Genomic DNA, 14,014 nt, shown 5'->3' with positions numbered 1-14,014 from the left:
TGTCAAGTGATTATTTTCAGAAGTTTTCGAAGATTTCTTCAACAACTTCAACCACTTGCGCTTCCGATCTCTCGTTAGCGGGAGGCGAATTCTACAGCGTTACACGCTGCTGTCAACACCTCTTTTTCTCCGCTTTCGACCGAGAAGATCGAAACGTTAACAGAGCCAAACAACACTGCTCTACCAACTCCTTCTGGGCTTCGATGAACTGAAGCAAGCCGCTGTCGAATCTCGCGTAACTCTTTGTTTACCAAGGAGTTTTCCGTTTCGACTGCGCCGGAAGTGGGGCGAATTATAGACTTCCAGAATCTGCCGTCAACCCTTAATTTGGATTTTCTATCAAGAAGCCGGAAAACCTCCGGTTTGAGGCTATATAGAGATCATCAGCGGAATAATTGAGCAATATATTGCTCAACCCTCAACACTTAAGCATCATAGCTGCTTGCGTTTCTCTTAATACGACCTCGGACGAACATCCCCAATGACCACCTCTCCCCGCAGCCTGGCCTCGGCATTGTTTCCTGTCGGCCTGCTGTTGATCGCCATGGCTTCCATCCAGTCCGGCGCCTCGCTGGCCAAGAGCATGTTTCCAATTGTTGGCGCCCAGGGCACGACCACCCTGCGCCTGATTTTCGCCAGCGTGATCATGCTGCTTCTCTTACGCCCGTGGCGCGCCAAGCTGACCGCCAAGTCCCTGCGCACGGTGATCGTCTACGGGATGGCCCTGGGTGGCATGAATTTCCTCTTCTATATGTCATTGCGCAGCGTACCCCTGGGGATTGCCGTTGCCCTGGAATTCACCGGACCGCTGGCAGTAGCGATTTACGCATCGCGCAGAGCGGTGGATTTCCTCTGGATTGCCCTCGCGGTCATCGGCCTGCTCTTGTTGATTCCCATGGGGGACGCCAGCAGCGGCATCGACTTGCTCGGCGCAGCCTACGCTCTGGGGGCGGGTGTCTGCTGGGCCCTCTATATTCTGTTCGGCCAGAAGGCAGGCAATGACAATGGCGTACAGACCGCCGCCCTCGGTGTGATGATCGCCGCCTTGTTTGTGGCACCTATCGGGATTGTGCACGCGGGCGCTGCATTGCTGACCCCGGCCCTGATCCCTGTCGCCATCGGCGTCGCCATTCTGTCCACCGCCCTGCCTTACACCCTGGAGATGGTCGCGCTGACCCGCCTCCCCGCCCGCACCTTCGGCACGCTCATGAGCATCGAACCCGCATTTGGCGCGCTTTCCGGCCTGCTTTTCCTGCACGAGCACCTGACCTTGGCGCAATGGCTGGCCATCACCTGCATCATCCTGGCCTCCGTGGGTGCCACCGTGACGATGCGCAAGGAGTCAAAGCCGCTGGTTCCAGCGGATTGACGCTTCTTTGAATGTAGCTCTGGCATTTACCGCTCATTTAAGCCATGTTTAAGCCGTAAACGAATGTCATTCATGGAGAACGTCGACAGGGACAGCACGAACGCTAGACTCGAGAGCGAGTAGAGCCGGCTTCAAGCATTGCGGAAGCGGCTATTAAGGATAGGAATGAAGCGAATTTTGATACTGTTAATGGTCGTGGCCATCGGTGGCTGTGCCGCGACCACCAAGACAGAAGTGAAGCGGGGCAAAAAAGGGCTGCATATCAACTGTTCCGGACTGTCTTCCTCCTGGGACCAGTGCTACACCAGCGCAACCAACTCGTGCGGAGCCAAGGGCTACCGGGTGATCGCCAAGTCCGGTGACAATTCAGAGGAACCTGGGGATTACCCCTTCGGCCTCAACCCTGCGGGCTACACCAGCCGGAGCATGATCGTCATTTGCAAGTGATTGACCGAGCAGTCCCCCTCCGACTGCTCATATCAAACACCCACTACCCACCCGCCCTTTTGCGACACTGCGACTAGACTCCTGTTCGACATTCGAGCCAACGGAGTTCCCATGACGCACAACAAGAAAATCGTATTGGTAGTCGGCGCCGGAGACGCAACCGGTGGTGCCATTGCCAAGCGCTTTGCCCGTGAAGGCTACGTCGCCTGTGTCACCCGCCGCACCGCCGACAAATTGCAGCCTCTGGTCGATAGCATCCAGGCAGCGGGTGGCGAAGCGCATGGCTTTGCGTGCGATGCACGAAAAGAAGAAGACGTGATCGCGCTGATCGAACAGATTGAAACGCAACTGGGCCCGATTGAAGCCTTCGTTTTCAACATCGGCGCCAATGTGCCCTGCAGCATCCTTGAAGAAACCGCACGCAAGTATTTCAAGATCTGGGAAATGGCCTGTTTCTCCGGGTTCCTCAATGCACGTGAGGTGGCCAAGCGCATGGTCACCCGCCATCGCGGCACCATCCTGTTCACCGGCGCGACTGCCGGCCTGCGCGGGGCCGCCGGCTTTGCCGCATTTGCAGGCGCAAAGCACGGGATCCGCGCGCTTGCGCAAAGCATGGCGCGGGAGCTGGGGCCGATGAATATCCATGTCGCTCATATCGTGGTTGATGGCGCCATCGACACAGACTTCATTCGCGACAATTTCCCGCAGAAATACGCGCTCAAGGATCAGGACGGCATTCTCAACCCCGAGCACATCGCCGACAACTATTGGTTCCTGCACAGCCAACCGCGCGACGCCTGGACGTTCGAGCTGGACCTGCGCCCCTGGAATGAACCCTGGTAAGCACGCCCCCACAACAATAATCAGCGAGCAGCGACCATGAGTAAAACCCTGGAGTTCTTCTTTGATCTCGGCAGCCCTGCCACCTACCTGGCCTATACCCAGCTCCCGGCCCTGTGCGCAGCTACCGGCGCAGAGTTGGTGTATCAACCGATGTTATTGGGCGGCGTGTTCAAGGCCACCGGAAACGCCTCGCCGATCACCGTCCCCGCCAAGGGACGCTATATGTTCGACGACCTGGCTCGTTACGCCCAACGCTACAACGTCACGCTCAAGTTCAACCCGCACTTTCCCATCAATACCCTGGTGCTGATGCGCGCTGTCACCGGCGTGCAACTGCACCAGCCCGAACGCTTCGACGATTTGGTGGGTTGCCTGTTTCGCGCGCTGTGGGCAGAGGGTCGCCACTTGGGAGATCCCGCCGTCGTGGCCACGGTGCTCAGCGAACACGGCTTTGAGCCGCAGGAGATACTGGCCTTGGCCAATGACGAAAGCGTAAAAGCCGCCCTCAAGGCCAAAACCGAGCAAGCCGTTCAACGCGGCGTGTTCGGTGCGCCCAGCCTGTTTGTAGGCAACCAGCTATTTTTCGGCCAGGACCGTCTGGAGTTTGTGCGCGAAGCCTTGAGTTGAATCTCGATCGCCAAGCGCTCCCGCCCAATCGGCGCCAGTCGCCCGGCTCAAGGCGTTAGTCGACTACATAGCCGACGCCTTGGCCGAGCGCCTGGACTGCAACCGATCAAATAGCCGCGGTACGCACCTGCAACCACTCGAGTGCCGCGCCATTGAGCAACGGGCTCAGCCGCTCGCGCACCTCGCTGTGGTAGCCGTTGAACCACTCACGCTCATCCGCCGTCAGCAGCGACGGCTCCAGGCAACGAGTATCGATCGGGCACAAGGTCAGGGTTTCGAACTTGAGGAACTCACCGAACTCGGTCTTGCCCGCTTCACGGTTCAACACCAGGTTCTCGATCCGCACGCCCCAACGTCCCGGACGATAAGTACCCGGCTCAATCGAGGTGATCATGCCCGGTTGCATCGCGGTTTGCGGCGCCGTGGCCGCCTGGTAGGCGATCACTTGCGGACCTTCGTGCACGTTGAGGAAATAACCCACGCCGTGCCCGGTACCGTGGCCGTAGTCCACGCCTTCAGCCCAGATCGGCGCACGCGCAATCGAATCCAGCAGCGGCGAAAGAATGCCCTTGGGAAAATGCGCACGGGACAAGGCAATCACCCCTTTCAACACCCGGGTGCAATCGCGCTTTTGTTCTTCGCTGGGTGTACCGATAGGCACCATCCGCGTGATATCGGTGGTGCCCCCCAGGTACTGGCCACCCGAATCGATCAACAGCAAACCATCGCCTTCGATCAGCGCGTGCTCTTCTTCAGTCGCGTGGTAATGCGGCATCGCACCATTGGCGTTATACGCGGCGATAGTATTGAAACTCAGCGACACATAACCCGGGCGACGGCTACGCGCGGCGGTCAGGTGTTCGTCAATGGTCAGTTCAGTGATGCGTTCGCGCCCCAGCGCGCTGTCCAGCCAGGCGAAAAACTCGCACAGCGCTGCGCCGTCCTGCTCCATGGCCTGGCGGATGTGTTCCGCGTCGGCCAGGCTCTTGCGCGACTTGGCCAGCGTGGTCGGGTTGAGCCCTTCGATCAGCTTGACGCCAGCGTCCAGGTTTTCCAGCAAACCTGCGGTCACACGCGCGGGATCGACCTGCACACTGGCACCCGACGGCACGGCGCGCAGTGCATCAGCCACTTCGCTGTAGTCACGCAAGGTTACGCCGTCCTGCTCCAGCACCGCCCGCAGTTCGGCATCGACCTTGCTCAGCGCCACGAACAAGGTGGCCTGTTGTTGATTGATCAACGCAAAGGATACAAACACCGGGTTGAACGAAACGTCACCGCCGCGCAAGTTGAACAGCCAGGCAATATCATCCAGGGTGGCGATGAAGTGCCAGTCGGCGCCCTTCTCCTTCAAGCTGGCACGCAGCGCGGCGAGTTTCTCACCGCGGTTCACCGTGGCCTGCGGCGGCAGGTGTTGATAGATCGGCTGGTTCGGCAGCGCCGGGCGGTCTTGCCAGACTTCATCGAGCAGGTCGATGTCGGTACGCAGCGTTGCGCCGCGCTCGGCCAGCTTGCCGCCCAGGGTCCGTGCTGACGCCACCGCCATCACCGCGCCGTCCACCGCCACCACCCCACCTTCCGGGGTTTGCTCCGCCAGCCACTCCAATGGACCAGGCTGGCCCGGTTGCAGCTTCACCAATTCGATGCCGCTGCCCTTGAGTTCCTTGGTGGCCTGTTCCCAATAGCGGCTGTCCGCCCAGACGCCGGCAAAGTCTGCGGTCACAATCAGCGTTCCCACCGAGCCATGGAACCCCGACAACCATTGGCGTCCCTGCCAGTAACCCGGCAGGTATTCAGACAGATGCGGATCCGCCGACGGCACCAGCAGGGCGTGAATGCCCTCGCGGCTCATCAGTTCACGGGTATGCGCCAGGCGCTGGGGAACCGTTCCATGGGTCAAAGGCTGCGTGCTCATTGTGTCTCCTGCTAACCACGAATAATTGTTATGTGTTGCGAATGGATAATTCAGACCGCCCAGAACGCCGGTGCGCTGGCGAGTGCGGCCTTGATCAACTGCACGGCCTGATCGATGTCCTGCTCGGTGGTAAACCGGCCCAGGCTCAAGCGAATCGTGCGGCCGGCGCTGCGCGCGTCATGGCCCAGCGCCAGTAGCACATGGGAGGGCGCGTTGCTCGCCGAGTTACAGGCCGAGGTGGCAGAAAACGCGATGCCCGCACTCAGCGCCGCCGCATTGAATTCACCTTCGCCAAACGTGAGGCTGAGGGTGTGCGGAATACGTTGGGTCGGGCTGCCGTTGAGGCGCACGCCGGCGATTGACGCCAGCTGATCCAGCAGCCGCTGGCGCAACGCCACAATCAGCGCCTGATCTTCGGTAAACGATGCCGCCGCCAGGGCGAACGCCGTGCCCATGCCTGCAATCTGGTGCGTGGCCAGCGTGCCGGAACGCAATCCGCCTTCGTGACCACCGCCGTGGATCTGCGCCAGCACCTTCTGCTGCGCGCGCGGCCCCACATACAGCGCGCCGATGCCCTTGGGGCCATACAGTTTGTGTGCGGAAAACGACATCAAATCCACCGGCCACTCGGCCAGGTCGATCGCTATCTTGCCTGCGCCCTGCGCTGCGTCCACGTGCAACAACGCCCCATGTTCACGCACGCGGGCGCCGATGGCCGGGATGTCGTTGACGGTGCCCAGTTCATTGTTCACCAGCATCAGCGACACCAGGAAGGTGTCCTCGCGCAGCGCCTGGCTCACTGCATCGGCACTGATCAGGCCCTGCGCGTCCGGCACCAGGTAGGTCACGGCCACGCCGGCTTCCTGCAATTGCCGGGCGGTGTCCAGGGTGGCCTTGTGTTCGATCTGGCTGGTGATGATATGCCCGCCTGCCACGCCCCGCGCCTGGGCCACGCCCTTGATGGCGAGGTTGTTGGATTCGGTGGCGCCGGAGGTCCAGACGATTTGCTCAGGTTGGGCACCGACCAGTTCGGCCACCTGGCGGCGCGCCTGCTCGACCGTTTGCCGGGCCGCCTGGCCGAACGCGTGGGAGCTGGACGCGGGGTTACCGAAATTGGCGTTGAAGCCCAGACACTCGACCATCACCTGGATGACCCGCTCATCCACCGGGGTGGTGGCGGCATAGTCGAAATACAGCGGACGTTTATTCATGACAATTAAGACTCGCAAAACAGGTTCCCGAGAACAGCGTCTCAGGGGCATCAGCCGGAACAGAGGTCGTCAGGTTTACCGGATCAAATGCCATTGAAGAAGGGCCACTTTATTTAAATGTGCGTAGGAACGCTCCTGAAATTCAGCTTAACAGGCTGAAGTCCCCGCATGGCAAACAAAAAGCCCGAGGTTCCTTAAGGGAATCCTCGGGCTTTTTGCTGCTGAGCGCGGGCTCAACTGGGACGACCATGCAATGTCACGCTGCGTTCGGCATTCATTTCGCCCTGGTGATCGAAGCCAAAGGATTTCTGTGGCTGGCCGGTCAGTGCGGCGCGCTGCTGTTGGTATTCATCAAACGACAAGCCACGACGACTCAGCGCCTCCAGGGCCAACTGTTTGGTTTCTTCTGCGGTGTAAGGCCGTAATTCGGGCGAAGCATGGGTCGCACATCCGGTGAGGACTGAGGCAACGACGAGTAAGCAAACAGCGAGGAATCGGTTCATGGCGGCGGTCCTGCAAAGGTGGTTTCGAGTCAATGAATACAGGCTACTCCCGCCCTTTGCCGGTGAAAAATCATCGTCCGTGATAGTCGCTATCAACCGCCAAGGCACCTGCGATAGCGGCCCTCTCATATTCCCCAAAGATCTATAAATATGGAAATACGTTCATTTACGGAATAAATGTAACCCTCTATAAATGGCTCTCAGCTGCCCGACACTGTTCGCCACGCAACTGTTGCCCAGGCAACAGTCATTCAACAAATCACCAATCAGACAACAGCAGCCGATTTCACCCGCAAGGCCGCAGCCCGCGCCAATCAAGGCTTGCACCCGTTGGTACAGCTCTTGCTCAACACGTTGCACACACCTGCTATGAACCACTGTTGATAAAGGAACTGTTCATGACCCGTCCCCTGAATGTCGTTGCCGTCTCCGGCGGAACCTGGCGCCCGTCCCGTACCCTCGTGTTGACCCAGGCGGTACTGGCCGAACTGGCCACCTTGCTGCCGATCCAGCCCCACCTGATCGAACTGGGCGACATTGCCCGGCCACTGGGCGGTGCACTGTCGCGCGATGAGTTGCCGGCCGAGGTCGAAACGCAACTGTTGGCGATTGAACAGGCAGATCTGCTGATCGTCGCGGCGCCGGTCTATCGCGGCTCCTACCCTGGCCTGCTCAAGCACCTGTTCGACCTGGTCGACCTCAACGCGCTGATCAACACCCCGGTGTTGCTCGCCGCGACCGGCGGCAGCGAACGCCATGCGCTGGTGCTCGATCATCAGTTGCGCCCGCTGTTCAGCTTCTTCCAGGCATTGACCCTGCCGATCGGCGTGTACGCCACCGAAGCTGACTTCACCGACTACCAAATAACCAGTGAGCTCCTGAAAGCCCGGATTCAACTGGCGGCAGAACGAGCAGCGCCATTGTTCGCGGCGCATTCCCCTTCTCTGCTGAAAATCGCGTAAGGATTTGTCATGGATGTTTTCTGGTTTCTGCCCACTCACGGCGATGGCCATTACCTGGGCACCACCCAAGGTGCACGGCCGGTCACCCTCAATTACCTCAAGCAGGTCGCCCAGGCCGCTGACAGCCTGGGTTACCACGGCGTGCTGATTCCTACCGGCCGCTCGTGCGAAGACTCCTGGGTGATCGCCTCGGCGCTGGTGCCGCTGACCGAACGCCTGCGGTATCTGGTGGCCATTCGTCCGGGCATCATCTCGCCCACGGTCTCCGCGCGCATGGCTGCCACCCTGGATCGCCTTTCCAATGGTCGCTTGCTGATCAACGTGGTGACCGGCGGCGACCCCGACGAAAACCGCGGCGACGGCAGCTTCCTCGACCATAGCGAACGCTACGAAGTCTCTGACGAGTTCCTACAGATCTGGCGACGCGTGTTGCAGGGCGAATCGGTAGATTTCGAAGGCAAGCACTTGCGTGTGCAGAATGCCAAGGCACTTTACCCACCGGTGCAGAAGCCTTATCCGCCGCTGTACTTCGGCGGTTCTTCGGACGCGGCCCACGACCTCGCCGCCGAACAGGTGGACGTGTACCTGACCTGGGGCGAACCGCCCGCCGCCGTCGCCGAAAAACTCGCGGATGTACGCGAACGCGCCGCCCGTCACGGGCGTACCGTGAAGTTCGGCATCCGCCTGCACGTGATCGTGCGCGAGACCGAAGAGGAAGCCTGGAAAGCCGCCGACAAACTGATCGAGCACATCAGCGACGACACCATCGCCGCCGCGCAAAAATCCTTCTCGCGCTTTGATTCCGAAGGCCAGCGCCGCATGGCCGCCTTGCATGACGGGCGCCGCGACAACCTGGAAATCGCCCCCAACCTGTGGGCGGGCGTCGGCCTGGTGCGTGGCGGCGCCGGCACCGCGCTGGTTGGCAACCCGCAGCAAGTGGCCGAACGCATCAAGGAATACGCGGACCTGGGCATCGAGAGCTTCATCTTCTCCGGCTACCCGCACCTGGAAGAAGCCTACCGGTTTGCCGAGCTGGTGTTCCCGCTGCTGCCGGAACCCTATGCCAGCCTTGCCGGACGTGGCGTCACCAACCTCACTGGCCCGTTCGGCGAAATGATTGCCAACGATGTACTGCCCACCACCAAGGCCTGAGTGCAGTGAGATCGGCTTTATGTAGGAACGGAGCTTATGTGGCGAGGGAGCTTGCTCCCGCCGGGGTGCGAAGCGCCCCCAAAAGCTGGCGACTGCCAGGCAGTCGAACGGGAACCCGTTCCCTCGCCACAGCAAGCCCGCTCCCACATTTAGCCTTCATTGCGAAATAGACATTGAGGAACCCCGCGTGACAGCCAAACCCCACAGCGTCCTGCCATCACCGCTGCAGACCGCCAGACTGCTGGCCGCCGAATTCGCCCTCACCGCCGTCGAGCGCGACGAACGCGGCGGTACCCCCAAGACCGAACGTGATGCCCTGCGCCACAGCGGCCTGCTGGCCCTGAGCATTCCCACGCAGTACGGCGGCCTCGGCGCTCGCTGGAGCGACACCCTGGGCATCGTGCGCGAATTCGCCAAGGTCGACAGCTCCATCGCCCATGTCTTCGGCTTCCACCACCTGATGCTCGCCACCGTGCGCCTGTTTTCGCGGCCGGACCAATGGCAGCCGTGGTTCGAACAGACCGCGCGCAAGAACTGGTTCTGGGGCAACGCCCTCAACCCGCTGGACACCCGCACCGTGGTCAAGGATTTCGGCGGCTGGCGCGAGTTCTCCGGCAAAAAGAGTTTCTGCTCCGGCGCCAGCGACTCGGAAATGCTGATCGCCTCGGCTGTGGATGAAAGCGCCGGCGGCAAACTGCTGATCGCCGCAATTCCCAGCGGCCGCAGTGGTATCACCCTGCACAACGACTGGAACAATATCGGCCAGCGCCAGACCGACAGCGGCAGCGCCAGCTTCGAACGCGTACGCGTCGAGGAGTCGGAGTTGCTGCTCGACCCGGGCCCGTTGAGCACGCCCTTCGCCTGCCTGCGCCCGTTGATCGCGCAGCTGACTTTCACGCATATGTTTCTCGGGATTGCCGAAGGCGCCTTCGAAGAAGCGCGCAACTACACGCTGACCGAGACCCGCTCCTGGCACAAATCCTCAGCCGAGGACGCGCGCCAGGACCCTTACGTGCTGCATCACTACGGTGAGTTCTGGGTCGCCCTGGAGGGGGTGCGCCTGCTGGTGGAGCGCGCCGCCGAGTTGCTCGACCAGGCCTGGGCCAAAGGCCCCAACCTGACGGAAAACGAACGTGGCCAACTGGCTATTGCCATCGCCACCGCCAAAGTCGCCGCCACCCGCCAGGGCCTGGACCTGTGCAGCCGCCTGTTTGAAGTCACCGGGGCGCGCTCCACCCACGCGTCGCTGCGCCTGGACCGCCATTGGCGCAACCTGCGTACGCAAACCCTGCACGATCCGGTGGACTACAAACTCCACGAACTGGGGGACTGGGCGTTGAACCAGTCCCTGCCGATTCCCACGTTCTATTCCTAAGAGAGGTGCCCATGCAGCTTTTAACCCTACCGCCCTCGCCCGCCCTCGCGACCTCGATCCGCGCCACGGCCCAGGTTTTCGAAGACCCGAAATCCCAGGCGCTGCTCGACCATATCCAGCAAGTGGCGCCCAGCGAAGCCAGTGTGCTGATCATCGGCGAGACCGGGACCGGTAAAGAGCTGGTGGCGCGGCATATCCATAACCTCAGCGCGCGGCGTAACCGGCCGTTTGTGGCGGTGAACTGCGGCGCCTTCTCTGAATCACTGGTGGAAGCCGAGCTGTTCGGGCATGAAAAAGGCGCCTTCACCGGCGCTCTCAGTGCCAAGGCCGGCTGGTTCGAAGAGGCGGATGGCGGCACGTTGTTCCTGGACGAAATCGGTGACTTGCCGATGGCCATCCAGGTCAAATTGCTGCGGGTGCTGCAGGAGCGCGAAGTGGTGCGCCTGGGCTCGCGCAAGAGCATTCCGATTGATGTACGCGTATTGGCGGCCACCAACGTGCAGCTGGAAAAAGCCATCAACGCCGGGCATTTCCGCGAAGACCTCTACTACCGTCTCGACGTGGTCAGCCTCGAACTCAGCCCATTGCGCGACCGGCCCGGCGACATCCTGCCGCTGACCCGGCACTTTATCGAAGCCTACAGCCAGCGCCTGGGCTACGGCCCGATCACCATCAGCCGCGAGGCCGAACACAAACTCAAGAGTTACAGCTGGCCAGGCAATATCCGCGAGCTGGAAAACGTGATTCACCACACCCTGCTGATCTGCCGCAACGGCGTGATCGAGCGCGACGACCTGCGCTTGTCGAACATGCGCATCGAACGCCAGGACGACAGCCAGCACAGCACCGACAACAGCGCCGAAGCCCTGCTGGAGCGGGCGTTTCAAAAGCTCTTTGAAGAACAGGCCGGTGCCCTGCATGAAAAAGTCGAAGACGCGCTGTTACGCGCCGCCTACCGCTTCAGCCATTACAACCAGGTGCACACCGCCAACCTGCTGGGCCTGAGCCGCAACGTCACCCGCACCCGCCTGATCAAGATCGGCGAACTGGCGGTGAACAAGCGCCGCCCCGGGGAGAACGTCCAGGGCGAGCGGATGCTGCACCTATCCATTTAGGCGGCAGTGCAAGGCATTGTCATGGCTGCGCTCGAAACTGCGCAGCACCTGGAACGAACCGAAGGTCACGGCCGTGGCCTGGTGGGCGCGGATCAGCGTCCAGAAATCCTCCTCGCCGTGCTCAAAGCATTTGAACGCCGCCTCGCCGTCTTCGCGCGAGCGCCATTGCAGATAGCTGAGCACCCGCCGGCCATCGTCGCTGACCTGCACACTCGCATTGATAAAGCCGCCATGGCCTTGGGCCAGGCGCTCGCTTTGGGTAGACAAGGCGGCCACCAGGGCAACTTGCTGCCGGGGCTCGATGTGAAACTCGATCATTTGAGTGAAGCTGCGATTTTTCTCTGATACCTGCATGAACACTCCCCTTTCTCTGTAGGCAGAATCTTGCGATTCGATGCCACGCAGGGTAAAACCTCTAGTTAAGTCAAGGTCAAGCGTTGTCTCGGAGTTTTTCATGCTCAACAAACAACTCACCGTCGGTCAACTGGCGGCGCGCAGTGGCGTGGCGGTGACGGCCCTGCACTTCTACGAGGCCAAGGGGCTGATCAAAAGCAATCGCAATGCCGGCAACCAGCGGCGCTACCCTCGCGATGTATTGCGCCGCGTGGTGGTGATCAAAATCGCCCAGCGCCTGGGGATTCCGCTGGCGACCATTGGCGAAGCCTTGCAGACCTTGCCGGATGGACGCACGCCCAACGCACAGGATTGGGAGCGTTTGTCGGCGCTGTGGCGCCAAGACCTGGACGAGCGCATCAACAAGCTGATGCTGCTGCGCGACAAACTCAGTGGTTGTATTGGTTGCGGGTGTCTGTCACTGGAGGCGTGCCCGCTGCGCAATCAGGATGATCAGCTCGGTGAGCACGGGCCGGGGGCTCAGCTGTTGGAACCCAGCCCTGCATCCTGACCTGCACACCCATACCCTGCAGGAGCCCGGCTTCCCGGCGATGCAGGCACCTCGGTAAACCAGTCACACCGTGGTGATGCTATCGCCCAGGCCAGCCCCCACATTTGATCGGTGTTGATCCTTAGAAACCGGGGGCGATCTGGCCTTTGTAGCGCGTCAGGATGAACTGGCGCACTTCATCGGAATTCAACGCCTTGGCGAGCTTCTGGATGCGCGGATCGTTGATGTTGTCCGGCCGCGCCACGAGGTACTCGACGTACAAAGATTTACCCTTCTCGACGATCAACGCACTGTTGGTATCAATCCCCGCTTCCAGCGCGTAGTTGGCGAACACGAAGGCCAGGTCCACCTGGCTGACCGAGCGGGCCAGCAAGGCGCCTTCCAGCTCACGAATCTTCAGGTGCTTGGGGTTCTCGGCGATATCACGCGGGGTGCTCAGGGTGTTGCTCGGGTCCTTGAGCTTGATCAGCCCGGCCTCGTCCAGCAGCACCAGGGCGCGGCCGGTGTTGACCGGGTCGTTGGGGATCGACACGGTGGCGCCGTCCTTCAGTTCCGAGATGTTCTTGATGCGCGTCGAGTACGCGCCAAACGGCTCGATATGCACACCGACCACCGGCACCAGGTCGGTGTGGCGGGTCTTGTTGTAGTCATCCAGAAACGGTCGGTACTGGTAGTAATTGGCGTCGATGTTCTTCAGCGCCAGTTGCTGGTTGGGCTGGATGAAGTCGGTGAAGACTTTGATCTGCAAGTCCACGCCCTCCTTGGCCAGCACCGGTTTGACGAACTCGAGGATCTCCGCGTGAGGCACGGGAGTGGCGCCCACGATCAACTTTTCATTGGCAAAGGCATTCATCGACAGGACAGCGGCCAAGATGGCCAGGGACTTTTTCATGGGTGCTCCAAAGGCAGTTTGTAAGAGGCATTAACGGCGGCTGTATCGCGCCACCAAACGATCACCGGTCATCTGCAGTGCCTGGACCAGCACCAGCAACAGCACCACGGTGACCACCATCACGTCGGTCTGGAACCGCTGGTAGCCATAGCGAATCGCCAGGTCACCCAGGCCTCCGCCACCGATCACCCCGGCCATGGCGGTGTAGTCCACCAGCACAATCGCGGTGACGGTCACCGCCGCCAGCAGCCCGCCGCGGGCTTCCGGCAACAGCGTGTGGCGAATCACCTGCCAGGTACTGGCGCCCATCGATTGGGTAGCCTCCACCACGCCGCGATCGACTTCGCGCAGGGCGGTTTCCACCAGCCGTGCAAAGAACGGCGTGCAACCCACCACCAGCGGCGGGATGGTGCCCGGTACGCCGAGGGAGGTACCGACCAGCAAGGTGGTCAGTGGGATCAGCACAATCAGCAGGATGATGAACGGCAGCGACCGCAGCACGTTGACCACCACCGACAGCAGCCGGTACACCACCAGTGCTTCATGCAACTGGCGCTTGCCGGTGAGAAACAGCAGCACGCCCAGCGGCAAGCCGAGCAGCACGGTAAAACCCAGCGCCGCAGTGAGCATGCTGAGGGTTTCCAGGCAGGCCTGGCCGATATCGGCCCAGTAGATGTTCTTGAATAATTCAGCCATGCA

General features: G+C 61.0%; 15 protein-coding genes. 9 read left to right on the top strand and 6 right to left on the bottom strand.

Going from position 1 to position 14,014, the window contains the following annotated elements:
- The first annotated feature begins 481 nt into the window (after window positions 1-481).
- From rhtA to QMX97_RS24335, 4 genes are all read left to right on the top strand, one after another.
- A complete protein-coding gene (rhtA, locus tag QMX97_RS24350; protein WP_106804630.1) occupies window positions 482-1,369 on the top strand; it encodes a threonine/homoserine exporter RhtA in 888 nt (295 codons plus the stop codon).
- 165 nt (window positions 1,370-1,534) lie between these two features.
- Window positions 1,535-1,816: a hypothetical protein gene (locus tag QMX97_RS24345; protein WP_065901262.1), complete on the top strand. Its 282-nt coding sequence runs from the start codon at window positions 1,535-1,537 to the stop codon at window positions 1,814-1,816.
- 111 nt (window positions 1,817-1,927) lie between these two features.
- The gene (locus tag QMX97_RS24340; RefSeq protein WP_065901265.1) at window positions 1,928-2,659 is read left to right on the top strand and encodes an SDR family oxidoreductase; all 732 of its coding nucleotides are present in this window, start codon (window positions 1,928-1,930) and stop codon (window positions 2,657-2,659) included.
- Window positions 2,660-2,695: 36 nt separating this feature from the next.
- Entirely contained in the window at window positions 2,696-3,286 is a 591-nt protein-coding gene (locus QMX97_RS24335) for a 2-hydroxychromene-2-carboxylate isomerase (protein WP_106804632.1), read from the top strand.
- 106 nt (window positions 3,287-3,392) lie between these two features.
- Here the strand turns inward: QMX97_RS24335 and QMX97_RS24330 are convergent, their stop codons facing one another.
- From QMX97_RS24330 to QMX97_RS24320, 3 genes are all read right to left on the bottom strand, one after another.
- Window positions 3,393-5,201 carry an aminopeptidase P family protein gene (locus QMX97_RS24330; RefSeq protein WP_282397753.1) on the bottom strand — a complete coding sequence of 603 codons (1,809 nt, stop codon included), beginning with the start codon at window positions 5,199-5,201 and terminating at the stop codon, window positions 3,393-3,395.
- 50 nt (window positions 5,202-5,251) lie between these two features.
- Window positions 5,252-6,412 (bottom strand): aminotransferase class V-fold PLP-dependent enzyme, encoded by a 1,161-nt coding sequence (locus QMX97_RS24325; protein WP_282397752.1) that lies wholly within the window; start codon window positions 6,410-6,412, stop codon window positions 5,252-5,254.
- A gap of 233 nt (window positions 6,413-6,645) precedes the next feature.
- The gene (locus tag QMX97_RS24320; RefSeq protein ID WP_213551818.1) at window positions 6,646-6,915 is read right to left on the bottom strand and encodes a hypothetical protein; all 270 of its coding nucleotides are present in this window, start codon (window positions 6,913-6,915) and stop codon (window positions 6,646-6,648) included.
- 398 nt (window positions 6,916-7,313) lie between these two features.
- On the opposite strand from QMX97_RS24320, the gene msuE reads away from it, so the two are divergent.
- From msuE to QMX97_RS24300, 4 genes are all read left to right on the top strand, one after another.
- Window positions 7,314-7,877: an FMN reductase gene (gene msuE / locus QMX97_RS24315; protein WP_282397751.1), complete on the top strand. Its 564-nt coding sequence runs from the start codon at window positions 7,314-7,316 to the stop codon at window positions 7,875-7,877.
- Window positions 7,878-7,886: 9 nt separating this feature from the next.
- Window positions 7,887-9,029: an FMNH2-dependent alkanesulfonate monooxygenase gene (gene ssuD / locus QMX97_RS24310; RefSeq protein ID WP_213551815.1), complete on the top strand. Its 1,143-nt coding sequence runs from the start codon at window positions 7,887-7,889 to the stop codon at window positions 9,027-9,029.
- A 187-nt stretch (window positions 9,030-9,216) separates the two neighbouring features.
- Window positions 9,217-10,404: an acyl-CoA dehydrogenase family protein gene (locus QMX97_RS24305; RefSeq protein WP_120450679.1), complete on the top strand. Its 1,188-nt coding sequence runs from the start codon at window positions 9,217-9,219 to the stop codon at window positions 10,402-10,404.
- An 11-nt stretch (window positions 10,405-10,415) separates the two neighbouring features.
- Window positions 10,416-11,519, top strand: coding sequence for a sigma-54 dependent transcriptional regulator (locus QMX97_RS24300; protein WP_213551813.1), 1,104 nt, complete (start codon window positions 10,416-10,418; stop codon window positions 11,517-11,519).
- Here QMX97_RS24300 and QMX97_RS24295 read toward each other — a convergent pair.
- Complete coding sequence (locus tag QMX97_RS24295; RefSeq protein WP_065901287.1) at window positions 11,508-11,873, bottom strand: antibiotic biosynthesis monooxygenase; 366 nt, start codon at window positions 11,871-11,873, stop codon at window positions 11,508-11,510. The two genes, QMX97_RS24300 and QMX97_RS24295, sit on opposite strands and share 12 nt — an antisense overlap.
- Before the next feature lie 100 nt (window positions 11,874-11,973).
- Between QMX97_RS24295 and soxR the strand changes: the two genes are divergently transcribed.
- Window positions 11,974-12,423: a redox-sensitive transcriptional activator SoxR gene (gene soxR / locus QMX97_RS24290; RefSeq protein ID WP_065901289.1), complete on the top strand. Its 450-nt coding sequence runs from the start codon at window positions 11,974-11,976 to the stop codon at window positions 12,421-12,423.
- Window positions 12,424-12,544: 121 nt separating this feature from the next.
- On the opposite strand, the gene QMX97_RS24285 is transcribed toward soxR, so the two are convergent.
- On the bottom strand, window positions 12,545-13,315 hold the full coding sequence (locus tag QMX97_RS24285; RefSeq protein WP_065901290.1) for a MetQ/NlpA family ABC transporter substrate-binding protein: 771 nt from the start codon (window positions 13,313-13,315) through the stop codon (window positions 12,545-12,547).
- Window positions 13,316-13,345: 30 nt separating this feature from the next.
- The gene (locus tag QMX97_RS24280) at window positions 13,346-14,011 is read right to left on the bottom strand and encodes a methionine ABC transporter permease (protein WP_065901293.1); all 666 of its coding nucleotides are present in this window, start codon (window positions 14,009-14,011) and stop codon (window positions 13,346-13,348) included.
- Window positions 14,012-14,014 lie beyond the last annotated feature (3 nt).

The organism is Pseudomonas sp. PS01298 (assembly GCF_029959745.1).
GTDB lineage: Bacteria > Pseudomonadota > Gammaproteobacteria > Pseudomonadales > Pseudomonadaceae > Aquipseudomonas > Aquipseudomonas aylmerensis.
This window is presented reverse-complemented; position numbering and strand designations above follow the sequence as displayed.